This is a genomic window from Larkinella punicea, assembly GCF_003334855.1.
Classification (GTDB): Bacteria; Bacteroidota; Bacteroidia; order Cytophagales; family Spirosomataceae; genus Larkinella; species Larkinella punicea.
Genome location: NZ_QOWE01000020.1, coordinates 137,700 through 160,692, shown reverse-complemented (window position 1 = coordinate 160,692; position 22,993 = coordinate 137,700). Strand labels below are relative to the sequence as shown.

The 22,993-nt window shown below is 50.6% G+C and carries 19 protein-coding genes; 13 read left to right on the top strand and 6 right to left on the bottom strand.

Going from position 1 to position 22,993, the window contains the following annotated elements; genetic code table 11:
• From DUE52_RS22735 to DUE52_RS22705, 7 genes are all read left to right on the top strand, one after another.
• Window positions 1-302: RagB/SusD family nutrient uptake outer membrane protein (locus DUE52_RS22735; RefSeq protein WP_114408347.1), on the top strand; the 302-nt coding region annotated here is incomplete at its 5' end.
• A gap of 114 nt (window positions 303-416) precedes the next feature.
• Window positions 417-3,605 carry a DUF1553 domain-containing protein gene (locus tag DUE52_RS22730; RefSeq protein ID WP_229312272.1) on the top strand — a complete coding sequence of 1,063 codons (3,189 nt, stop codon included), beginning with the start codon at window positions 417-419 and terminating at the stop codon, window positions 3,603-3,605.
• 5 nt (window positions 3,606-3,610) lie between these two features.
• Complete coding sequence (locus DUE52_RS22725) at window positions 3,611-5,056, top strand: DUF1501 domain-containing protein (RefSeq protein ID WP_114408345.1); 1,446 nt, start codon at window positions 3,611-3,613, stop codon at window positions 5,054-5,056.
• A 255-nt stretch (window positions 5,057-5,311) separates the two neighbouring features.
• On the top strand, window positions 5,312-5,821 hold the full coding sequence (locus DUE52_RS22720; RefSeq protein WP_133299918.1) for a hypothetical protein: 510 nt from the start codon (window positions 5,312-5,314) through the stop codon (window positions 5,819-5,821).
• A complete protein-coding gene (locus DUE52_RS22715; protein ID WP_114408343.1) occupies window positions 5,814-6,668 on the top strand; it encodes a hypothetical protein in 855 nt (284 codons plus the stop codon). The genes DUE52_RS22720 and DUE52_RS22715 overlap by 8 nt, the downstream gene beginning before the upstream one ends.
• Window positions 6,669-7,145: 477 nt before the next feature.
• Entirely contained in the window at window positions 7,146-8,288 is a 1,143-nt protein-coding gene (locus tag DUE52_RS22710) for a serine hydrolase domain-containing protein (protein ID WP_229312271.1), read from the top strand.
• 106 nt (window positions 8,289-8,394) lie between these two features.
• A complete protein-coding gene (locus DUE52_RS22705) occupies window positions 8,395-9,780 on the top strand; it encodes a sulfatase-like hydrolase/transferase (RefSeq protein ID WP_114408341.1) in 1,386 nt (461 codons plus the stop codon).
• Window positions 9,781-9,795: 15 nt separating this feature from the next.
• Here the strand turns inward: DUE52_RS22705 and DUE52_RS22700 are convergent, their stop codons facing one another.
• Together DUE52_RS22700 and DUE52_RS22695 are read right to left on the bottom strand one after the other, a co-directional pair.
• Window positions 9,796-11,382, bottom strand: a complete 1,587-nt coding sequence (locus tag DUE52_RS22700) for an N-acyl-D-amino-acid deacylase family protein (RefSeq protein ID WP_114408340.1) — start codon at window positions 11,380-11,382, stop codon at window positions 9,796-9,798.
• A gap of 3 nt (window positions 11,383-11,385) precedes the next feature.
• Window positions 11,386-11,994: a CbrC family protein gene (locus DUE52_RS22695; RefSeq protein WP_114408339.1), complete on the bottom strand. Its 609-nt coding sequence runs from the start codon at window positions 11,992-11,994 to the stop codon at window positions 11,386-11,388.
• A gap of 329 nt (window positions 11,995-12,323) precedes the next feature.
• On the opposite strand from DUE52_RS22695, the gene DUE52_RS22690 reads away from it, so the two are divergent.
• The gene (locus tag DUE52_RS22690; RefSeq protein WP_114408338.1) at window positions 12,324-13,157 is read left to right on the top strand and encodes a class I SAM-dependent methyltransferase; all 834 of its coding nucleotides are present in this window, start codon (window positions 12,324-12,326) and stop codon (window positions 13,155-13,157) included.
• 395 nt (window positions 13,158-13,552) lie between these two features.
• A complete protein-coding gene (locus DUE52_RS32175; RefSeq protein ID WP_133299917.1) occupies window positions 13,553-13,885 on the top strand; it encodes a hypothetical protein in 333 nt (110 codons plus the stop codon).
• Window positions 13,886-14,224: 339 nt separating this feature from the next.
• Here DUE52_RS32175 and DUE52_RS22685 read toward each other — a convergent pair whose 3' ends face one another.
• The 4 genes from DUE52_RS22685 to uvrA form a co-directional block, all read right to left on the bottom strand.
• Complete coding sequence (locus DUE52_RS22685) at window positions 14,225-14,950, bottom strand: YoaK family protein (RefSeq protein ID WP_114408337.1); 726 nt, start codon at window positions 14,948-14,950, stop codon at window positions 14,225-14,227.
• The gene (locus DUE52_RS22680; RefSeq protein ID WP_114408336.1) at window positions 14,943-15,476 is read right to left on the bottom strand and encodes a GrpB family protein; all 534 of its coding nucleotides are present in this window, start codon (window positions 15,474-15,476) and stop codon (window positions 14,943-14,945) included. Before DUE52_RS22680 ends, DUE52_RS22685 begins: the two co-directional genes overlap by 8 nt.
• Window positions 15,477-15,641: 165 nt before the next feature.
• Complete coding sequence (locus DUE52_RS22675) at window positions 15,642-15,992, bottom strand: nuclear transport factor 2 family protein (protein WP_114408335.1); 351 nt, start codon at window positions 15,990-15,992, stop codon at window positions 15,642-15,644.
• A 209-nt stretch (window positions 15,993-16,201) separates the two neighbouring features.
• A complete protein-coding gene (uvrA, locus tag DUE52_RS22670; protein WP_114408334.1) occupies window positions 16,202-19,186 on the bottom strand; it encodes an excinuclease ABC subunit UvrA in 2,985 nt (994 codons plus the stop codon).
• A gap of 161 nt (window positions 19,187-19,347) precedes the next feature.
• Between uvrA and DUE52_RS22665 the strand changes: the two genes are divergently transcribed.
• The 4 genes from DUE52_RS22665 to DUE52_RS22650 all read left to right on the top strand — a co-directional run bounded on the left by DUE52_RS22665 (window position 19,348) and on the right by DUE52_RS22650 (window position 22,920).
• Window positions 19,348-19,977 carry an MgtC/SapB family protein gene (locus tag DUE52_RS22665; RefSeq protein ID WP_114408333.1) on the top strand — a complete coding sequence of 210 codons (630 nt, stop codon included), beginning with the start codon at window positions 19,348-19,350 and terminating at the stop codon, window positions 19,975-19,977.
• Window positions 19,978-20,055: 78 nt separating this feature from the next.
• Complete coding sequence (locus DUE52_RS22660; protein WP_114408332.1) at window positions 20,056-20,697, top strand: hypothetical protein; 642 nt, start codon at window positions 20,056-20,058, stop codon at window positions 20,695-20,697.
• A gap of 164 nt (window positions 20,698-20,861) precedes the next feature.
• Window positions 20,862-21,452 (top strand): RNA polymerase sigma factor, encoded by a 591-nt coding sequence (locus DUE52_RS22655; RefSeq protein WP_165841003.1) that lies wholly within the window; start codon window positions 20,862-20,864, stop codon window positions 21,450-21,452.
• A gap of 325 nt (window positions 21,453-21,777) precedes the next feature.
• Window positions 21,778-22,920 carry a FecR family protein gene (locus tag DUE52_RS22650; protein ID WP_114408330.1) on the top strand — a complete coding sequence of 381 codons (1,143 nt, stop codon included), beginning with the start codon at window positions 21,778-21,780 and terminating at the stop codon, window positions 22,918-22,920.
• The last annotated feature ends 73 nt before the right edge of the window (window positions 22,921-22,993 follow it).

Here is a 22,993-nt window from a genome sequence, read left to right as displayed (position 1 = left end):
TTCGGGACCGGGCCAAGCTGACGACCCCTGCTCTGGGGACCTACACACAAGCGACGTTCCGGGAAGCGGTTTGGCGGGAGCGGTGGCACGAACTGGCTTACGAGCAGATCACGTGGTTCGACATGGTTCGGTTGCGGAAAGTCTACAACGACAAGACGAACGGATTCGACAACTTCGTGGGTCACGTGAACCCGAGTTCGAACCAGCCGTTGCAGGAGAAGCATTTGCTGTTGCCGCTGGGCAAGCAGGAGATGCTCAACAACCCGAACCTGAAACCGCAGAATCCGGGGTATCCGAACTAAAAGTGGGTAAATTCTTGTATAATACTGGAATAGCACAAAATAAAAAAGCCGAAATTGCAGTGAAAATGGTCTCACTTGTTCTGTTCGGAGTCAATGATTAGAATGAAGCTAAAAATGACGAGCCGTATTGGGATGTGGATGGCGGGATTGGCGTGCTTCTCCGGAAGTGTGCTGATTCAAAGCTGTGGTGGGGTGGAAAAACCGGCTGAAATTGAAGCGTTGGCGGATCAGCTTCCCGAGAAGGTGGATTACAACCTGCACGTGAAGCCGATCCTGTCCGACAAATGTTTTTTCTGCCACGGTCCCGATAAGGCCAGTCAGAAAGGTGGTTTGGAACTGGCAACCCGCGAAGGGGCGATGGCGGCTTTGAAAAAAGCGAAGAACAAAAAACACGCCATTGTCCCCGGCGATCTGTCGGAAAGCGAAGTGTATTACCGGCTGGTGACGACGGACGAAGACGAGATGATGCCTCCGAAATCCTCAAATCGCGTTCTGACCCCGTACGAAAAAGCCGTGCTCCTCAAATGGATCGAGGATGGGGCCGAGTACAAACCGCACTGGGCGCTGCTCAAACCGGAAAAGGCGAAACTGCCGACCGTGAAAGACGCCAGTTGGCCCAAAAATCCGATCGACTATTTTACGCTGCAAAAAATGGAGGAGAAGGGATTGAAACCGTCTCCCGAAGCCGACCGGGAAAACCTGCTCCGCCGGGTTACGCTGGATTTGACCGGTTTGCCGCCCACCGTGGAAGAGCAACAGGCTTTTCTGGCCGACCGTTCGCCGAATGCCTACGAAAAAGTGGTGGATCGGTTGCTGAAATCGCCCCATTACGGCGAGAAAATGGCCGTCGATTGGCTCGATTTGTCCCGCTATGCCGACACCCACGGCTACACCGTCGACCGCTACCGGCCGATGTGGCCCTGGCGCGACTGGGTGATCAAGTCGTTTAACCAGAATCAGCGGTTCGATCAGTTTGTGACCTGGCAACTGGCGGGCGATTTGCTGCCCAATGCGACGCGGGAACAACGGTTGGCGACGGCCTTCAACCGCAACCACTCGCAGAATATGGAAGGCGGGATTATCAACGAAGAGTTTCGGGTGGAATACGTCGCCGACCGCGCCAACACCGTCGGAACCGCCTTGATGGGCCTGACGGTGGAATGCGCGCGTTGCCACGACCACAAGTTCGACCCGTTTTCACAGAAAGATTATTACAGCCTCTTCGCCTTTTTCAACAACGTGGACGAAGCCGGGCAAATCTCCTGGGACGATGCCATGCCGGTGCCGACGATGTTGCTGAGCCAGCCGAAACACGACAGCCTGCTGACGTTTCTGGATACCAAAATCAAGGCGACGGAAAGCGCGATCCGGCAGACGGTTCAGCAGGAACAACCGGCATTTGAACAATGGCAGGCCAAAACCGCATCGGTCATTCCGTTCGATGTTCGGAAAGGCTTGCAGGCCCATTTTACGTTCGACAAACTGGCGAATGGCAAGTTTCTGAACGCCGTTAGCAAGAAAGACAGCGGCAAAGTGCTTGACCCGGTTTTGGTGCCGGGCAAACGTGGTAATGCGTTTCAGTCCAACGGCGACGATATTCTGACGCTGGGCGATGTCGGTATTTTTAACCGATCGCAACCGTTCTCCATCGGCGTCTGGGTCAACATTCCCAAAGATGTTTCCAAGGCGGCTCTCGTTCACAAGGGCAACGGCGATATTCTGTACAATTTTCGGGGGTATTTCCTGAACCTGCGCGACGGCAAACCGGAGCTGCTGATGGCGCATACCTGGCCTTACAACAGCATTATTCGGATCGGGAAGCAGGTTTTGCCGAAAGAAAAATGGATTCAGTTGACGATGACCTACGACGGTTCGAGCAAAGCGAACGGTCTGCGACTGTTCGTGGATGGAAAAGAAACCGCACTGGTGACCGAAAAGGATAATCTGTACAAAGACATTCTCTTTAAAGGCAAGCAAACCGGGTTGATGGTCGGCGCGGACATGCGTGGCCCCGGTTTCAAGAAAGGTGCCATCGATGAACTGGTGGTCTACAACCGCGCATTGACGGCCCCGGAAGTGCAGGCGCTGGTTCAATCGACCCAAACCCTGCCCACCGTCAAAGGCGAACCGCTGAAGGACTATTATCTCAGCACGGTTTCGACAACCTATCAGCAACAACGCGACGAATTGCAGAAACTGCGGGCGGAGCGAAACCGGATTGCGGAGGACATTCCGGAAATCATGGTGATGGAAGACATGAAAACGCCCCGGCCAACGCACATTCTCAAACGGGGTGTTTACGATGCCCCCGGCGACCCGGTTCAGCCCGACGTGCCCGCCAGCGTGTTGCCGTTCCCGAAGGAATACCCGAGAAACCGGCTCGGTCTGGCGAAGTGGCTGCTGCATCCCGACAATCCGCTGACGGCCCGGGTGACCGTGAACCGCTACTGGCAAACGTACTTCGGAACCGGTCTGGTGAAATCGGCCAACAACTTCGGCAATCAGGGCAATTTGCCCACGCACCCCGAATTGCTCGACTGGCTGGCGGTTCAGTTTAGAGAGTCGGGCTGGAACGTGAAAGCCATGCAGAAACTGCTGGTGATGACAGCAACCTACCGGCAATCGTCGCGCGGGCGACCGGATTTGCAGCAGAAAGACCCCGAAAATACGTGGCTCGCCCGTGGCCCGATGTTTCGGTTAACCGCCGAGATGATTCGGGATAATGCACTGGCATCGAGCGGTTTGTTGTCGGGTCGGTTGGGCGGTGAAAGCGTAAAACCGTATCAGCCGGAAGGCTTGTGGGCGGTGAACAACACAACGTACGAACAGGATACCGGCGAAAAACTGTACCGCCGGAGTCTGTACACGTTCTGGCGTCGAACCAATCCGCCCCCGTCGATGAACACCTTCGATGCGCCCTCGCGGAGTTATTGCGTGGTGCAACGGCAGAAAACCAGCACGCCCTTGCAGGCGCTGGTGTTGCTCAACGATCCGCAGTTTGTCGAAGCCGCCAAAGTGGTGGCCGCCCGGTCGATTGCACCCGGCAAACCGCTGCCCGACCAGTTGACCCAGCTTTTCCGGTTGCTGACCAGCCGAAAACCGGTCGAAAAAGAGTTGACGATCCTGACGAAACTATACCAGCAGGAATACCAGAAATTCCGGAAAAGTCCCGCCAAAATGCAGGGCTGGATTGACGCTGGCGAATACAAATTGACCGAACCAACCGAGAAACCCGCCCTCGCGGCTGGTGCCGTCGTCGCCAGTGCGGTGATGAATTCGGAAGCGTTTATTACGAAACATTAGAAGTTATGAAAGAGAAACTCGCGCAGAGTCTGGCCGACACCTTCAACCGGCGGTCTTTTCTGAACAAAGCTTCCTGGGGCCTGGGCTCGCTGGCGCTGGGGTCGTTGTTGCCTTCGCAGCTTTTCTCCAACCCGGCCGAACGGATTGAAACCGTGCCAAACCGTGCTCCGAAAGCCAAGCGGGTCGTGTATCTGTTTCAAAGCGGTGGACCGTCGCAACTGGAGACGTTCGACTACAAACCGTATCTGGAAAAGATGCACGGCAAAGACCTGCCCGCGTCGGTGCGGAAAGGCCAGCGGCTGACGAGCATGAGCGCCCAGCAATCGGCACTGCCGCTGGTGAGTTCGCCCTACAAATTTGCCCAGTACGGCAAAAGTGGCGCGTGGGCGAGCGAGCTGATGCCGTATACCGGCAAAGTGGTCGACGACCTGTGTTTCATCAAATCGATGTACACCGAGCAAATCAACCACGACCCGGCGCTGACGTTTTTTCAGACCGGAAATCAACTGGCCGGGCGGCCCAGTATTGGCTCCTGGGTGAGCTACGGGCTGGGGTCGGCTAACGAAAATCTACCCGCTTTCATCGTGATGGTGTCGAAAGACGCCCCGCAGGATCAGCCGTTGTATGCCCGGTTGTGGGGCAACGGTTTTTTGCCATCGAAACACCAGGGCGTGCAGTTTCGCTCCGGCAACGACCCGGTTTTGTATCTGAGCAATCCCAACGGCTACAGTTCGTCGGATCGGCGGTCGATGCTCGACGCGCTGAAGGATCTGAACCAGGTGCAGGAGGAAATTTACGGCGACCCGGAAGTGTCGAACCACATTGCGCAGTATGAAATGGCGTTTCGGATGCAAACGTCGGTGCCGGAAGTCAACGATTTGTCCGACGAGCCGGATTGGGTGTTCGATCTATACGGCGAATCGGCCCGGAATCCGGGGACGTATGCGGCCAACTGTCTGATGGCCCGTCGGTTACTGGAGCGTGATGTAAAATTTGTGCAGTTGTATCACCAGGGCTGGGATCAGCACGGAAACTTGCCCAAGAGCATCACCAAACAGTGCAAAGCGACCGATCAGGCGTCGGCAGCACTGGTGCAGGACCTGAAACAACGCGGTTTGCTGGACGACACGCTCGTGGTGTGGGGCGGAGAATTTGGCCGCACAAACTACTCACAGGGCAAACTGACGAAAGACAATTACGGCCGCGATCACCACCCGCGCTGCTTCACGATGTGGATGGCGGGGGGCGGTGTCAAACGCGGCATCACCTACGGCGAAACCGACGAGTTTGGCTATAACATCATCAAAAACCCGGTCCACGTCCACGATTTTCAGGCGACGCTCTTGCACTTGCTGGGCGTTGATCACGAAAAACTGACCTACGAATTTCAGGGTCGGCGGTTTCGGCTGACGGATGTGGAGGGGAAGTTGGTGAAGGGGATTTTGGCGTGAAAATTGTTTTACTTTAAGGTCTGTGTTTTGCAGACCTTTTTTGTTACACTTGTTAAGCTCTATTCCGATGCCTGTATCCCAACAGACCTTTTATGGCCAGTAAAGACATAGACCTCGGATTAGGAATATCTCAAAAATCAATCCCTTTTCACTCTTGCGAAATCTCAGGGGATTGCGTAGGTTGGGGGAGAAATACATATTTGTATGCTTAAAAGGTGTCGGGACATAAGGGAGAATAATAATCTGTATTCGTCCTTGTTGAGTCAAATAAAGTTTGTTGCTAATCGCCCAATTCTTTTTACAAGGGGAATTGGTTCTCATTGGGAGTATACATCTTTCAATTCGGAGTTACGATATCAGAACGGATCAAATGGGAAATTTACTGGTAAGCAGAAAATTAGCGAATATAGCGATTATGGGTTTCAGATCTTTTCAGAAAGTTTTCAGCGTCCTATCTTCAGGTTTGACGCAGATGGAGTTGTGCATGAAAATAGAAATGAAACTCTCCCTATTCTTCAAAGACGCGTATTTACCCCACACTTCCACCAGTATGATGAAGAGGGAGTAGAGTTTGCATTTCGCACCCTTGAGATAGACGAGAATGTAGCAAGAATTCAATCTGACTTAGATTTTGGATTTGCCTGCTTTTGTAGAGAAGCTAAAATCCTAATGGATAGTGGTGGAAGGCCCGCTCTTAGTTTTCAGGCAAGTTTATTTATTGATGCAGAACACCTAGATTTACATAAAGGTATAGATTTTGAATAAAGTAGACGATAGATTGGTAAGTATTTTCGAGACAATTAAGTCCGATATCTGTAACCTTGTAGAATACAGGGCTAGAGGAGAAACTATAGAAATAATTACTCAATTTACTACTCTCAATAATTGTGTAGTTTCGGTTTTTCTAAGCGTTAAAGAAGATAAAATTATTGTTTCCGATGGCGGTTGGCTGCATCGTGATAAATATAATGACCAAGGCTTAATTGATGAATTACCTATCGTTACTAGAATCAATACACAGATAATTGAATATTACAAAATCAAACAAACTCAGTCAAAACAAAATATAAATTATTTTTATAAAACTACCAATAAGAAAGAATTAGTGTCATCCTTAGTATTAGAACTTAGTCAGTTCATTGTTGCGTCTGTTAATAGCCGAATTCTAAGCTATTCAAAAGAAGAGGATGTCAATGATAGCAAAAAGGCATTTCATGATCAGGTTAATGGATATATTAAAAGCTTATTTAGAGATGTTGAGACCAATGAATATATCAAAGTGAATGAACAATACAGAGTTAAATTTGATTGTATTTTTCGAATAAAAGTTAGGCCGTTCCTTTTAATGTATATAAGCGGTTCTAACAACTCTGTCTTTAACAAAGATATCTCTCAAGCAGTTGTAAATTTTAATGTAGTAAACCGGAACGCAGTTGCTGATGAATACTTTACCAAAATTGCCATTCTTAATACTCAGGCTCCGGGTTATAATAAAGCAAAAAGCGATTTTTATTTAGCTGAACTACGGGAAGCGGCTGATATGCCTTTAATTGATTATTTTAATCCTGCTGAATTGACATTAATTGAGAACCTTCGACCAAAAACCGCCTAAAATCGCTCTGAAGTTTATGTCTTCACAGAACGTAACCAAAAATATAGAAATAGATCTGTAGAAACACCTAAATTATACACGCCTTTTTGGTCGCTTAGCGACCGAATGTTTGTAGAAAAGGGAGATGATTCCATACCTTCTTTTTGGTCGCGTAGCGATCAAACCGTATGGCTTTTATTCGATCGCTACGCGACCAAAAAGAAGGTATGAATTTTAATTAGCTACAAACATTAAGTCGCTACGCGACAGAAAATCTGCCCCAAAGATGTGTATACCTTACTCACCGGAATACCTTTGGTCGGGACATGCGAAAACTGCAACCATGCGCAAACCAACAACCGTTTACTGAAAAGGGCAATTCTAACCTAATGTAATATAATCCCAACCCCCTTCCTCCCCAAAATTCAACCCAATCCCGCTTCCCTCTGCAACCATTCCCCCCAATTTGTCATCTTTGTCCATGAACCTGGCAACAACATGACCGCGACCTCTCTACTTTCCAGCGCACGAATGGCGTTCTTGACCTTATTCAGCCTGCTGGCGGCTTCCAGCCAGGCCCAGAACCAACCGGCTGACACGGCCTTTACCCAACTTGACCGGGTCGTCAGGCAACTCATGGATAGCGCGAACGTACCCGGTTTGTCGCTGGCATTGATTCAGAAGGGGCGGCTTTCCTATCAAAAAGCCTACGGTTTCACCAAAGCCGACTCGACCCAACGCGTGGATTCCAACACCGTCTTCGAAGCCGCTTCACTGACCAAGCCGCTCTTTGCGTATGCGGTTTTGCAACTGGTGGAAGAAGGGCGTCTGGATCTGGACAAACCGCTGTTTGAATACCTGCCTTATCCGGACGTGGCCGACGATGAACGGTATACGAAAATCACGGCCCGGCTGGTGTTGAGCCACCGCTCGGGCTTGCCGAACTGGCGTAAAAACCGGCGCTCTGCCCAACTGGCGATGGTTCGTTCCCCCGGCGAACGGTTTGGGTACTCCGGGGAAGGATTCGTCTATCTGCAAAAAGTCGTTGAAAAAATCACGGGCGAACCGATCAATGCGTTTATGGAAAACCGGGTATTGAAACCGTTGGGGATGGCGCACAGTAGCTTTGTCTGGCAACCGGCCTTTACCGCCAATTACGCCCTGCCGCACGACGAGTCGGGAAACGTTGAGCAAAAATACCAACCGGCGCAGGCCAATATGGCTTATTCCCTGCATACCACGGCTCCGGATTATGCCCGGTTTGTGCTGGCTCTTTTCAACGCAACGGGGCTGAAACCCGCCACGGTCGATCAGATGCTCAGCCCGCAAAGCCAGTTGCCCACCCGTTTTTCCGGCTCCGATACGCTGGTGTCCGGTTCTTACTGGGGGTTAGGGATTGGCCTGGAACAAACACCGGCGGAAACCTATTTCTGGCACTGGGGCGATAATGGGGCCTTCAAATGTTTCGTCCTGGCGAACCGCACGCGCAAAGACGCGGTGGTCTATTTCGCCAACGGGTCGGACGGCCTGGATTTCGCCGACGAGATCGTCCGCCAGACGGTGGGTGGACAGCATCCGGCCTTTCCTTTTCTGGGGATCAACTGGCGGGCGCAGGCGGGCAAAACCGCCAAAACCCGTTGACCAGACCCCGCGATTATCCAACCAAGCCGAACAGGTGGCTAAAATGCGTACTTTTAGGGCCGAAGAAACCCGTTTTTCCTAAATTCGACCCGTAAATCAACTGAGTATGAAGAGCAAACAGGCCCTTCCGGCATTGATACTCGTGCTGTGTAGCAGCTTTGGGACTTTCCTACCAGCTTCTAAGCAGAAGCCAATCAGCCGGCCTCCCAACATCATTCTGATTCTGATCGATGACATGGGGGCGGCCGATGTGGGCTGCTACCGGCCCAGCTCTTCAGCCAGTTCCTTACCGCCTACGCCCCACATCGACCGGCTGGCAGCCGAGGGCATTCAGTTTATGAACTACTACAGCGCGGCCCCCATTTGCTCGCCTTCCCGCGTGGGTTTGTTGACAGGAAACGTCCCCGGAAAGTGGCGGATTACGTCGTTTCTCGCGGATCGGAAACACAACCGCACCTGCGAACAGGCCGATTTCCTGGACGCTTCGGCGCCATCGGTCGCCCGTGAACTCAAAGCCGCGGGCTATGCCACGGCGCACTTTGGGAAATGGCACATGGGCGGGGGGCGCGATGTCGACAATGCGCCCGGAATCCGGCAATACGGTTTTGATGAATATGCCAGCACCTGGGAAAGCCCCGACCCCGACCCGCTGCTGACGTCGACGGACTGGATCTGGGCTAAATCCGACAGTGTGAAACGCTGGAACCGAACGGCGTACTTCGTTGACAAAACGCTCGATTTTTTGAAGCGAAACCCCGACAAACCCTGCTACATCAACCTCTGGCCCGATGACGTGCATACGCCCTGGGTGCCCGACGAAACGACCCTCAACGAGTTTCCGAAGGGAACCGAAAAACCGCGCGAATTCAAAACCGTTCTGGCTGAACTCGACCTGCAGATTGGTCGGCTGATGGCCGGTTTGAAAGCTCTGGGCATGGATGAAAATACGCTCGTTGTGTTTACCAGCGACAACGGAGCCTTGCCAACCTTTCAGGGGAGTCGGTCGGGGCTGTTCCGGGGCAGCAAGCTCTCGCTGTATGAAGGGGGCATTCGGATGCCGTTTATCGTTCGCTATCCGGCCCGAACGCCCAAAGGACGGGTTGATAATCAGTCAGTATTGAGTGCGGTCGACCTGCTGCCCACGTTTGTGAGTCTGGCGGGCAAAAAAGGGCGGAACACCGGCGCTGACGGCGAAAACCGGGCCGGGGTTCTCCTGGGCAAACCGACCGCTCGCAAGAGTCCTCTTTTCTGGGAATACGGTCGCAATACCGAATCGTTCCGTTATCCGGCTGGTCGTGACAAAAGCCCGAATCTGGCCATGCGACAGGGCCACTGGAAACTGCTGGTCAATGCCGACGGTTCCGGCACCGAACTCTATGATCTGGCCACTGACCCTTCTGAACAGACGGATGTAGCCGCTCAGCACCCCAGGTTGGTGGATGAAATGAAGCCCAAACTAGTGGCCTGGCGGAACGGGCTGACAAAAGAGTAAGGGGACGGCGAACGATCACTCCGATTTCCCCGCATATCCTTTCCCCATCAATACCTGACCCGGCCGTTTTCCGGTGTGTTTGCCGCTCTCGATCACCGGAATCCCGTTGACCAGCACGTAGGAAAAACCGGTTGAATAAGCGTGGGGAACATCGTAGGTAGACTGATCGGACACGGTTTTTTCGTCAAAAATGACAAGGTCGGCGGCATAACCGGGTTTTAGAATACCCCGGTCGTCGAGCTTGAACCGCTGGGCGGGGAGCGACGACATCCGCCGGACGGCTTCCTCCACCGGAATCACTTTTTTCTCGCGCACATAGCGGCCCAGCACCCGGGCGTTGGTGCCGTAGCCCCGTGGGTGCGGCATGCCGGACTGGTAGCGCGTGACGCCAGCATCCGAGGCAATCATCGTGTTGGGGTAGCGCATGATCGTGGCCACGTCGTCTTCCGACATCGTGTGGTACACCATCTGAATGCGTTTCATGTTGCACTTTTCCATCAGTTCCATCACGAGATCCGCTTCGGTTTCGGCGTTGTTTTTTCGACCCAGTTTCTGGTTGATCTTGCTGATGCTCATCCCGTTGAAGGTGGTGTCGGCGGGGTAATACGCCACGACGGCGTAGTCGAAATTTTTGCGGTCGTTTTTCTTTAAACCGTCGAGCATTTCCTTCCGGATTTTGGTGCGGGTGGCCGGGTCACGGAAACGGACGAGCGTGGCGGAGTCACCGTCGGCCAGCGCCCAGGCGGGAACGATGCTGGAAAGTGAGGTGCTCGAAGCGGTATACGGATATTGATCGACGGTTACATCAAGCCCCTCGCGCCGGGCGGCTTCCACCATCGCCACGGTTTCGACGCTGGAACCCCAGATCGGTTTGCTGGCCACTTTAAAGTGCGAAATCTCCACCGGAATTCCGGCTTCCCGGCCAATCTGAATGGCTTCTTCGATGGCTTTTTTGACGTCCTGCCCTTCGTTGCGCATGTGCGACGCGTAGACGCCCCCGTAGCGTGACGCCATTTTGGCCAGATTGACGATTTCGGGCGTGCGGGCGTAGGTGCCGGGCGTGTAAATCAAACCGGTCGAAATTCCGACGGCACCGTCTTTCATGGCCTGTTCAACGAGGGCTTCCATTTCGGTCTGTTCTTTGGCGGTCGGTTCGCGGAAGGCCATTTTCATCACTTTCAGCCGCACAGTATTGTGACCGATCATCGACGCCAGGTTGGGCGAAAAACCGCCGATGCGCAGCGAATCGAAGAAGGTGCGCAGGTTGGTGGCCGAACCCCCGCAGTTGCCGGTGACGAGCGTCGTGACGCCGTCGTAGAGGAAATTCTCGGCACCGGGACGGTCCTGCAAACTGCCTTCTACGTGCGTGTGAACGTCGATAAAACCGGGGGCTATGAGCTGGTTTTTGGCGTCGATCACGGTTTTGCCATCGGTGGCCGGGATTTTTCCGATTCGGGCGACTTTGCCGTTCTGAATGGCCACGTCGGCATAATACCACGGATTGCCGGTGCCGTCGACCACGCGACCGTTTTTGATGACCAGATCGAACGACTGGCCGTAGGAGAACGTGCTGATGAAGAGGAAGTAAAGCAGGTGTTTCATGGATTAATCAGAGTCCCAAAGGGTGATGATTTGGTCGGAATGAAGACTTTTAAACACGTAAAAAAGCGTACTGTAATTGCTGCTGTCAGCGTAATCTTGAATGCGTTTTCGCGGCACATCTTCCCATAATTCCTCCGCATCGGTTTCTTCGGCCAGCGTGTAATAGATGGATTTTTCGAACAAAGATTGAGCCTCAGAACCGCCGGCCAATTGCTTATAGAGCGGTTTTGAACCGTAACCGATAAACCGGGCATAGTCACCGTCGGCGCAGGGCCATTCCCAATCCTGCCAGGTCACGAGGTGCGGGGTGGTTTTTTCCAGTTCGAGCGTTTTCTGGTCGGCCAAATCGTCCAGCTCGGCTTTGCTGAGTGCCGGGTGAAGGGACTTCAATTGCCGTTTCAGTTCCGCCACATCGCCCTGACAGGTATAACTATCCCATTCGTAAAGCCGGCCGTTCGATAAACAATCCGGGCAAACAAAAGTAAGTTCGTCTTCGCCAAAAAATCCAGCCGCGTCGAAACACGGTTTTTGCTGGTGGCACAGATCGCAGCGCGAATTTTCGTCGCTGACGCCAACAAAAAGCTCCGGTTGATTGAGGTAGGTGAAGGTCATAACGGGCGGCCTTTCTGTGATGCCAGATACTAACTTAACAAACAAACGCCGGATTTGCCAGTGAAGGTGGTCTGCAAACGAAGTTCCGCCCGATTAAATCACGCCCGTTGGGATGCAGATTAAATGAATAGTGCAAGAGCCGGAAAGGAGAATTTCAGTATTCCGCACCAGAGGTTAAAGATTGACGGGTAACGTGAAACTCTATTTATTGAAAAAGTTACAAGTTTTGCCCGGATTTTAAGTCTACCAATAAGGATAGTTCAAAACGGGTATGAAGGCAATACCGACATTTTTCCTAAATTGCAAGCTTACCAGTAGAAAGCACAACGATGGGATTAAAAAGTTTGCTACCCAATTCACTCAAAACCTCCTTAAAAAAAGTCATTCCAATCGAAATGATCGACCGGCTGGAGTTGCTGACCGGTGAACGCGACGCGTTGACGCCACCCTCCCGCATGATCTTCATCGGCGACGGTGATTTCAAGGCCGTTGGGGTGAAATCGGTTGATCATATCAAGGAACTGGTTGGACTACATTCAACGGATAACATTCTGGATGTTGGCAGTGGAATTGGCCGGGTTGCGATTCCCTTAACGGACTACATCTCCGCCCCGGGCAGTTACGACGGGATCGAGATCGTTAAAAACGGTGTGGATTGGTGTACGAAAGAAGTAACGAAGCGGTTTCCGCATTTCCGCTTTCACCACCTGAATGTCTACAACAAAATGTATAACCCGCTCGGAACCATGCAGGGCCATGAGCTGCGGTTTCCGTTTGAGTCGTCAACGTTCAGTCTGGTGATTCTGAATTCAGTGTTTACCCACATGCTCGAGAACGACTTTGAGCAGTATCTGGCCGAAATTTCGCGGGTCATGAAAAAAGGGGGTAGAGCCTACATAACCATGTTTTTGCTCAACAGCGAGTCGCGCAAAGCCAACGCGGAAGGGAAAAGCCTGTATGGCCGTCAGTTGACGCCGTTTACGGAACGAACCATGGTTCATATTCAGGAACTGCCCGAAAGCATGATTGCCTTCGACGAAGTGTATACCAAAGAGGCTTTTCAGAAAGCGGGCTTAACGATTCGCACGATCAATTACGGGAGTTGGGTTGGCCGAACCGGCACAATCGACTACCAGGATCTGCTGTATGTGGTGAAGTTGTAGGAAATCTCTATCGGCTCGGCTGATCGCAAAACCGCCGGGTTTAAAAGCTGGATTCGATTACCGGATGCGTCGTAGTGGTACTGGCCCGGCGAAAGGCGTTGGCCCCCCGGCCGAATAGGCGTGATTCAGAAGTGTGACACTGATCAACAGGGCGTATACGAAGGCGGTTTCGGGAGAAGGCTTTTGGAAAACAACGGGTTACGTGTTTTTTTGTTGTGTTGACTTTACGAGTCATTCCCCGTTCTCTTTTGATATCGATAACGGTCAAATGATTGAAGGAGCGAATGTTTATTGCGTATTGCTACATAAGTTTTGCTAATTACAATGATTGCAAACGACCAGATTCAGAAGTATTATAAAGATCTCCTGAATCTGGTTTAAAGAGTAATGATCGTATGAAATCGATAACTCTTTTCTTTTTATTAAGTTGTTATAGTTTCGTTGTTAAATCGCAAACTATTCCGCAGAAAAATACCATTCGCATTGGCGTAAGCAGAGTAGGATTAGATGCCCCGGATGCGCTTGGAACAAGGTATGAAATACACTATACACGGCTGTTGGGTTTTTCAAGGTTTAAATTTGAAGCTAAAGCAGGCGTGCTCAAAACAGAATACTATGAAACTATTCATCCCACTTTTTTAAATTCCAGGAAAAGGAAAAGTCTGGATTTGGTAATAAACTATAACGTCTTAAAAAATTACAGGCACGCTATTTATCCCGGATTTTGATTTTCAATTTGGCATCGGAAGGACCTCCTTTTGAACCAGGTACAGTATGAAACGAATTCAAATGGAACAGTTTATGTATCTTCGTTTACAACGAGAGGTTTTGATGAAATGAATATCGGGCCTTATTTTAGTTTACAGTATGAGTATCGTATGTTATCGAATCTTTCGATCTCAATTCAATCCGGTTTGAACTCTCTAGGCAAAGCTGGCTGGAATTCGAATTTAGGATTATCACTTGGCTATCATTTTTAATGATACGCCTTTCAGATCATATACCAATCTCCGTTTTCGCTCATGGCGCGCTTAACAAGCTCGCAAAAGAGGCCATGCCTTTTTTCGTCAGCTACTTTTGAGTTTTCGTCTCAATTGAATGAGCCTGAATTTTATATTGTCATAAATTAAGCCTGAAACTAAGGTAGCCGCAGCAAAAATTAAGGCGAGAAGTCCCACTTTCGAATATAAAATGCCACCAATGATGCCGCCAATGAAAAAGAAACTGATGATGGTCAGCCGAAGTTTTATTGACGATAGAAGTTTGTGCTTCTGTTCCTGCTCTTTGTAAAAGAACAATTGCGATAATTCAATGCCCAGGTCGGTGAAAAGCCCCGTTAAATGGGTTGTCCTGACGCTGGAATTTGAGATGGTAGTAACCAGGGAGTTTTGTAAACCCATCGCAAAGAGCAGACTACAGGCAATGGTGTTTGGGTTTCTCATTAGTAAATCTTGTCCGAAAAAGCCGATAAAGAATAATATTAAACATTCTATCGAAGCAGGAACTACGTAAACATAATGGTCATCTTTCCGTGAAATAACTTCAATGAGCAAACTGGAAACAAAGGAGCCTAAGAAAAAGAAAAATATATACAGGAAATAGACAAAGCCTTGCCAAAAGTTGAGTTTAAAAACTTCTTCTACAAAAAAAGCGAAATGGCCTGTTACGTTCGTTGTCAACCGCTGAACGGCAAAAAAACCGGCCACGTTTACAATACCGGCGACAAGAGATAATAACGAAGCAATTTTTAAATTATGGCTTAACGTTCGGGTCTTCCCCTGGTGTCTAAACATGGTATATTTTTTCTGCTTCTATAATTGAGTCGATAAAATCATTACTATAAAGTTCTTTCAATGTAGCATAGGTCTTTCTATCTTGATTAGCCTTCTCGGCTAAATCATATTTCATTTGTTGGTATTTTAACCTTGCCCATTCATTTTTCCTTAAAAAATTTCTGGATAGAATGTGTCGCTCCAAGGCTTTACTACCAACTGGGCAAACATAGAGATGATGCTTTATTGTGTCCAATACTTTATTAGTCAAATTTCCATTTCTTTTAAACACATCTCGGTCTTGGATTCCCTGATTGCCATTATGGTAGTACCCCAACTTTTCGAGTCTCACTTTTATTTTTTCAAAATCTGAGGTGTCGGGATAGATAATATCAATGTCTATAATTGGTTTTGAATCCAAATGTGGCACAGAAGTGCTTCCTATATGTTCAATACAATAGTCAATCCCGTCAAGGTGAATTTCTATCTCACGTTTTATATTCGTAAAATTATTAACCCAATTTGAAGTATATTTTTCGAGTACCATTCTGTTCCTTTAAAATGACGCATAACGTTTTTCTGTCTGGCGACGTGGCGAATTTTTAGTACAAAACTGTCAACTAATACTAATTCATATTTCCGATAGCGTATTTTCTTTCATAGATTCCAGCTCAATGTTAATTTTGATGGGTTTATCATTTCGTAAAAAGTGTTATTGTTCAATATCCATTTTTCGTAACAAACCGTCTTGTATGGTGTATATATGCTTTACTATCCCATCAAAGAGTGAGTTGTCCTGTAGGTCTTTTACTTTTTGATGAACTTCAACTTCCAATAGTCCGTTCTGTCTCTCGTTAATTGCCAGAGGGTCTACATGGGGGTTAATCTCGGTCCATTGTCTTGTCCAATAATCTCTAATTTCATTGTGTCCACTTACATAGCCACCCTCAAATGCTTTTGGCCATTCAATGTCGGTGTGCATGGTTGAAAGGGCTTTGTCGATGTCTCTTCCGTTGAATGCTGAATACGCTTTTTTGATTAAATCATGTACTTTAGTTTTCATAAATGTCTTTGTTTAAATGTTGTTTTAAACCAGCAAAAGTCTGTCGTATTAAATGCATCAATTTGTGGTCTTGTCGAATTGCAGCGTATCTTATGGGTTTAATTTTAGTTTCCTCCTGTTTCCGGTCTGTGGTACACAGATCGGAAACAGCAATAGCCGGACAACTAAGCCCGGCTATTGTTATAAAATCAATCAACCTCCGACAACCCTTACACCTTCCCCCGCAAAAAATCCGCCGTATAATTCTCGCCCTCCGGTAGTTTCACCAGCTCTTCCGGGGTGCCGGCAAAGGTGACGTAACCGCCCGTGTCCCCGCCTTCGGGGCCGAGGTCGATGAGGTAGTCGGCCGATTTGATGATCTCGGTATTGTGTTCGATGATGATCACACTGTCGCCCTGATCGACCAGCGCGTTGATGGCTTTCAGCAGCTTGCGGATGTCGTGGAAGTGCAAACCGGTGGTCGGTTCGTCAAAAATGAACAGCGTTCCGCCTTTGTTGGTATTGCCTTTTCCCAGAAACGACGCCAGTTTAACGCGCTGGGCTTCACCACCCGACAACGTATTGGACGACTGCCCGAGCGTAATATACCCCAAACCGACATCCTGCAACGGCATCAGTTTTTCGACCATCTTCGGTTCGGCTTTCCGGAAGTAGTCAATGGCTTCATCGACGGTCATTTCCAGAATATCCGCCACGTTTTTGTCGTTCAGCGTCACTTCCAGAATTTCCTGCTTAAACCGCTTGCCGTTGCAGCCTTCGCATTTCAGGAAAATATCGGCCATAAACTGCATCTCGATCTTGACCTCACCTTCGCCCTGACACACCTCGCAGCGCCCGCCATCCACGTTGAACGAAAAGTGCGACGGTTTGTAGCCCCGCGCCTTCGACACGGGCTGTTCGGCCATCACCTGCCGCAGATAATCGTAGGCTTTGATGTACGTCACCGGGTTCGAGCGCGACGATTTACCAATCGGATTCTGGTCGATCATCTCGATGGAGGTGACGCGGTCCAGACTGCCGCCCAGGCTGTCGTGCTTGCCGGCTTCTTCAGAACCATCGCCCTTCAAACGCGTCAAGGCCGGATATAACACCTTGCGAATCAGCGTCGATTTGCCCGAACCACTCACGCCCGTCACCACGGTCAGCGTGTTCAGCGGCAACCGCACATCCAGATCCTTCAAATTATTCTCCCGTGCGCCGTTCACTTCCAGCCAGTGCGTGGCTTTCCGCCGGAATTTCGGCACCGGCACAGTTTCTTTCCCCGTCAGAAAAGCGAGGGTGTGGGAATGCAGAAGCGGAGGAGCGGAAGAAAGGAGGATGGATTCGGAGCTTTCTCCATTTTCCTTTCCTGCTTTTCTCCCTTCCTCCTTAATTTCCTCCCACGTTCCCTGAAACACCAGGTGGCCACCGTTGACACCCGCATCCGGGCCGATGTCGATGAGCTGATCGGCCGCCCGCATCACTTCTTCTTCGTGTTCGACCACAATAACGGTATTGCCCAGATCGCGGAGGGTTTCCAGCACGCTCACCAGTTGCTTGGTGTCGCGCGGGTGGAGGCCAATGCTGGGCTCATCCAGAATATACATCGATCCAACCAGCGCGCTACCGAGCGAAGTTGCCAGTTTAATGCGCTGGTATTCACCACCGGACAGGGTGTTGGTCAGGCGGTTTAGTGTTAAATAGGTCAGCCCGACGCGCTCCATGTAATCCAGACGGTTGCGGATTTCGGTGAGTAGCCGTTTGCCCACTTCCCGCTGGTGCGGGGGGAGTTCCAGATTCCGGAAAAAACCGGCAGCTTCGCCAATCGGCATCAGCACGATGTCGGTAATGGATTTTCCTCCGGCAATTTTTACGTAGCTGGCGTCCTTCCGCAGCCGCGAACCGCGGCATTCGGGGCAGGTGGTTTTTCCGCGGTAGCGCGAGAGCATCACGCGGTATTGGACCTTGAACGTCTGGCTTTCGACGAAATCGAAGAACGCGTTCAGGCCCTGAAAATATTTGTTGCCCGTCCAGAGCACCTCTTTCTGCTCCGGTGCCAGGTCTTTATACGGGCGGTGAATCGGGAAGTCGAACCGGATGCCGTTTTTGAGCAGCGGTTTTAAATATTCCTCGTTCATTTTCTCGCTCCGCCAGGGCGCCAGGGCACCTTCAAAGACCGACAGATTTTTGTCGGGAATGACCAGGTCCGGGTCGATGCCCAGCACTTTACCAAAACCGTCGCACCGGCGGCAGGCACCATACGGGTTGTTGAAGGTGAACAGATTGACGCTCGGTTCTTCAAAAACCAGCCCGTCCAGTTCGAATTTATCCGAGAAAACGCGCGATTCTTTGCCCACGACATCGACCCGGCAAACGCCTTCGCCTTCGTTGAACGCCGTCTGGATCGAGTCCGAAAACCGGTATTGACTGTCTTCGTCGGGCTGTCCGTCCGCGTCGAACTGCACCGTGCTCCGGTCGATCAGGATTTCGAGAGAAGGAGAAAGAGAGGAGAGGAGCGAAGGAGGAGAGGAGTTTGCTCCCTTCTTCCCTTCCTCCTTTAATTCCTTTCCTCCTTCCAATACTTCCTCGATAAACAGCACTTCGCCGTCGGCCACAATCCGGGTGTAGCCTTTCTGGAGCAACACTTTCAGTTCGTCGGCCAGCGTCCGGTCGGGGCGGATGTGCAGCGGTGCCATAACCAGCACGCGTTGCCCCTGTTCGTAAGTATACAGGTATTTAACGACGTCCGTTACCGTATCTTTGCGCACTTCCTGCCCCGAAACGGGCGAGTAGGTGATGCCCACGCGGGCAAAAAGCAATTTCAGATAGTCGTAAATTTCGGTGGTCGTTCCAACCGTTGAGCGGGGATTGCGGGTCGTTACCTTCTGTTCGATGGCAATAGCCGGCGACACCCCTTTGATGTAATCGACTTCGGGTTTTTCCATCCGGCCCAGAAACTGCCGGGCGTAGCTGCTCAGGCTTTCGACGTACATACGCTGACCTTCAGCAAATAACGTGTCGAAAGCCAGGGACGATTTACCCGAGCCCGAAAGGCCGGTGATCACCACCAGTTTGTTGCGCGGAATGGCGACGTCGATGCTTTTCAGGTTGTGAACCCGGGCACCCTTAATGATAATATAGTGTTTGGGATCAAGATGTTCAACGTTGGGTTGCTGAAAGGAGCCGTCAGGCGGCAGACTAACCGATAAATTCATCCTATAAATTTAGCAAAACTCTATCTTTGGACTAACGGTTTTTTTGAAAGGATGGTTTCCTTTTTAATAACGATTGCCCCCAACCCCCTGAAGGGGGCTTTAAGCATTCAGTAATTTTTAGCCCCCTTCAGGGGGTTGGGGGGCACAGATAGCTAAATGACATGGATTCGATTGTTCAGGAAGACATTCTAAAACTCCTGCTGGCAATGGTGCTGGGCGGTTTGATTGGGGCGGAACGCGAATACCGCAGCAAATCGGCGGGGCTCCGAACCACGATTCTGATCTGTGTCGGATCGGCGCTGTTCACCATCGTTTCGCGCCGTTTCAGCGACGACGACCGGATTGCGGCCAACATCGTCAATGGCATCGGTTTTCTGGGTGCCGGGATTATTTTCCGGCAGGAAACCAGCGTCAAAGGACTGACCACGGCGGCCACCATCTGGGCCGTAGCCGCCATCGGGATGGCTGTTGGCGGTGGTTTTTACGACCTTGCCGTGGGCGGTTTTGTCATCATTGGGGCCACATTACTGGTGTTGCCGGCGTTGGCGTCCCGGATTGCCCGTGCCAATCAGGCCCGACAATTCCGAATTGTTACTACCTTTAAACACAAAACGTTGCTGGCGTACGAAACGCTGTTTGAGGAATGTGGGTTGCACCCCCGGCTGCAAAGCCAGCAGCGCATTGGCACCGAAATCATTGGCATCTGGCGGGTTACGGGGTCCGAAAAAGCCCACGAGCGCTGCATCAGGCACTTGCTGAACGACCCGGAAGTAAAAGAGTTTGGGTTTTGAGTGGAGGCATTACTTACTAAAAACCACTATTTTTTCGTTTATAATTCGAGTATCCATTTTTGTTCATTAATCAACTCTATGAACCTCATACAGAAAGGTTTATTAGCAATCATGCTGATAAGCAGCAGTGTAGCCTTCGGGCAAATTACCGAAGATCCGGAAGAACGACGCGGAGAAGGAAAAGACCCATTGAAAACCAAAACGCCGGAAGGTGACCCGTTGCCCTTTTCGCAGCGGCTGCGGTTTGGGGGCGGCATCAGCAATGTCTCCATTGGGAATCCGTTCAGCATTGGGGTGGCTCCCGTCATCGCCTATCAGGCTTCCGAGCGGGCCATTCTGGGCGTCGGCATCAATTATGTCTATTACCGGGCCAAATTATATTACCAGGGTGGAGCCACCGAAATCTACCGGGCCAATCAGTACGGCGGGCGGGTATTCGGGATGTATGAGATCGTTCCCAACATCGTGAAAAACCTGTACGTTCACGGGGAATTCGAAAATACGAATGTTGGCTACACGAACTACAACATCATCCCCTACGAAACGCAGCGACGCTGGGTGAGTGCCGGGTTGGTCGGGTTGACGTATTCCCAACCCATTAGCCGGCGGTTTGGTGTGAATTTAACGGCCTTGTACAACCTGAGTTACAATGCCGATCCGACGTTCTCGTCGTTCGTTTACGGCGGCAGTCCGTGGGTGATTCGGGTGTCGTTTTTTTAATTGAGAAGAAAGAACAGAGAACAGAGAATAAAGACAATCACAGAAATGGGTTTTCTTTACTCTCTACTCTCTCGTCTTTTCTCTTTCTTTTTAGCATTAATGCCATTAGAATTATAAAAATTTCTACTTAATTCGGGTAGATTTTCCCAAACCGGATTAAGACCTTGACCACCGAACGGCAACCCGACCCAATTCTCTGGAACGCCCTGAAACAAGGCGACCGGCGGGCTTTTGCCGAACTCTACGAGCGGTATTACCGCATCCTCTACAACTACGGATACAAACTGCTGCCCGATGCGGCTCTGGTGGAAGATGCCATTCAGGATTTGTTTGTGGATCTCTGGCGGATTCAGCAGAATTTGGCCGAAGCCGAATCGGTCAAATTCTATTTGTTTCGCTCCCTGCGCCGAAAAATTCACCGCCTGAGCGAAAAAGAAAACCGGTTTTTGTCTGTCGACCAGGCCGCTTTCCCGTTTCTGACTGACACGACCCCGGAGCACCAGTTTACCGCCGGAGAACAGGAACAGCAATTGACCCAACAACTGGCCCACGCCCTGAAGCAACTGCCTGATCGTCAGTCGGAAGTGGTCACGCTACGGTTCTACGAAAACTTCAAAACCGCTGAGATTGCGGCTATTATGGGCATCACCGACAAGTCCGTCCGGAACACGCTGCACAAAGCCATGACTCACCTCCGCGAAAATGCGCGATACCTCGCGCCATTTCTGGGGCTGTTGCTTCTTCTTTTATCATAGCATTCCCACAGTCATCCCTGCTTAGTCCGTGTTTTATTTATTCAGCCCGCGGTTTTAACCGTGGGACAGGTTGGAATATTCCGAACGCCACACCAACCGTTTTAACGGTTTCTGTCACAAAACCGTTAAAACGGTTCATCATTTCGTTCAAATTTGGTCACTGATCCCACGATTCAAATCGTGGGCTGATGAATCGCGTCGGCCATAATCCAGCCCGTCAATCCAGCGTCAAATAAAAATATCAAAAGCGGAGGGGACACTTCGCCGTTTCTCCGCTCTTGGTAGAAGAGAGCGGAATATTTATCTATTTTATTGCCCGGATGCAATGAATGCCTATACGGATTATACCACCGAAGACTTTGCCGAAGATGATTTTTTCCGACGTTGGGTGCTGGCACCCGATGCCGAAACCGATTCGTTCTGGCAGGGATTTCTGGCTGAGCATCCGGAAAAAAACACGGTTATTTTGACGGCCCGTTCGTTGTTGCAAGCCGTTTCGCAGGTGCAGACCATGCCCACAGAAGCGCAGGGACACAGGATGTGGGCCGCCATCGAGCACCGTACCACCGGACTGCCAGGGCTGGAGCAACAACCGGACGCTGACGATGAAAACCGCTGGGTGTGGCCAAAAATCAGACGCCCGAACTGGTTCCAGTTGGCGGCTGCCGTACTGTTGCTGGTGGGAATTGGCTGGTGGTACATGCTGCGGTCCAAACTGGCGGAACAGCCGGGAACCTATTCCGGACTGGTGGCCGGGTCTACAATCGATCTGATCGAAAAAATAAACAACACCCCGCAGCCGCTGACCATCCGGTTTGAAGAAGGCAGCACGGTGGTCTTGCAACCCGGTAGCCGGGTGAGTTACACGGCCACGTTTACGGGCGAAAAACGGGAAGTGTATTTATCGGGCGAAGGTTTTTTTGAGGTCTCTAAAAATCCGGAAAAACCCTTCATGGTGTATGCCAATGGGTTGGTTACCAAAGTGATCGGAACCAGTTTTATGGTTCGGGCGCTGGAGAAAGCCCGGAGCGTAACGGTTATTGTGCGAACCGGGAAAGTAGCGGTTTTCCCGATCAAATCGCTGGATCGAAACCAGCCCGAAACCGGGCAACCGGCGGGAGCACTCTTGCTAACCCCCAATCAGCAGGCCTTTTTTGATACGGATAGCGACCGGCTGACCCGCAAACTCGTGGAAGCTCCGGTTCTGATCAAAATGCCCGAACACAACCAGAACTTTATTTTTGAAAATACGCCCGTGGGCGAGGTGTTCAAAACGCTGGAAACCTCGTATGGCGTGTCGATTGTGTATGATGCGAAGACGCTGAAAAGCTGCAACCTGACCGCCCCGCTGGGCGACGAACCGCTGTTCCGCAAACTCGACATCATCTGCCAAACCATCGACGCAACCTACGACGTCTGGGATGCAAAAATTGTGGTAACCGGTAAAGGCTGCCAACCAACAGAATGAATCCTGAATTAGTGATACGGTTGCGTTATTTGGATGCTAAAAAATAAAATAGTACAAATAACTCATAACCCAT

Excerpts from the sequence above, each read along its gene's own strand:
- DUE52_RS22660 (WP_114408332.1), top strand. The coding sequence starts at position 20,056 with ATGAACCTCATACAGAAAGGTTTATTAGCAATCATGCTGATAAGCAGC.
- DUE52_RS22675 (WP_114408335.1), bottom strand. The coding sequence starts at position 15,992 with ATGAAAACTAAAGTACATGATTTAATCAAAAAAGCGTATTCAGCATTC.
- DUE52_RS22705 (WP_114408341.1), top strand. The coding sequence starts at position 8,395 with ATGAAGAGCAAACAGGCCCTTCCGGCATTGATACTCGTGCTGTGTAGC.
- DUE52_RS22710 (WP_229312271.1), top strand. The coding sequence starts at position 7,146 with ATGACCGCGACCTCTCTACTTTCCAGCGCACGAATGGCGTTCTTGACC.
- DUE52_RS22665 (WP_114408333.1), top strand. The coding sequence starts at position 19,348 with ATGGATTCGATTGTTCAGGAAGACATTCTAAAACTCCTGCTGGCAATG.
- DUE52_RS22695 (WP_114408339.1), bottom strand. The coding sequence starts at position 11,994 with ATGACCTTCACCTACCTCAATCAACCGGAGCTTTTTGTTGGCGTCAGC.
- DUE52_RS22730 (WP_229312272.1), top strand. The coding sequence starts at position 417 with ATGACGAGCCGTATTGGGATGTGGATGGCGGGATTGGCGTGCTTCTCC.
- DUE52_RS22650 (WP_114408330.1), top strand. The coding sequence starts at position 21,778 with ATGAATGCCTATACGGATTATACCACCGAAGACTTTGCCGAAGATGAT.
- DUE52_RS22685 (WP_114408337.1), bottom strand. The coding sequence starts at position 14,950 with ATGTTTAGACACCAGGGGAAGACCCGAACGTTAAGCCATAATTTAAAA.
- DUE52_RS22680 (WP_114408336.1), bottom strand. The coding sequence starts at position 15,476 with ATGGTACTCGAAAAATATACTTCAAATTGGGTTAATAATTTTACGAAT.
- DUE52_RS22700 (WP_114408340.1), bottom strand. The coding sequence starts at position 11,382 with ATGAAACACCTGCTTTACTTCCTCTTCATCAGCACGTTCTCCTACGGC.
- DUE52_RS32175 (WP_133299917.1), top strand. The coding sequence starts at position 13,553 with ATGAAATCGATAACTCTTTTCTTTTTATTAAGTTGTTATAGTTTCGTT.
- DUE52_RS22690 (WP_114408338.1), top strand. The coding sequence starts at position 12,324 with ATGGGATTAAAAAGTTTGCTACCCAATTCACTCAAAACCTCCTTAAAA.
- DUE52_RS22725 (WP_114408345.1), top strand. The coding sequence starts at position 3,611 with ATGAAAGAGAAACTCGCGCAGAGTCTGGCCGACACCTTCAACCGGCGG.
- uvrA (WP_114408334.1), bottom strand. The coding sequence starts at position 19,186 with ATGAATTTATCGGTTAGTCTGCCGCCTGACGGCTCCTTTCAGCAACCC.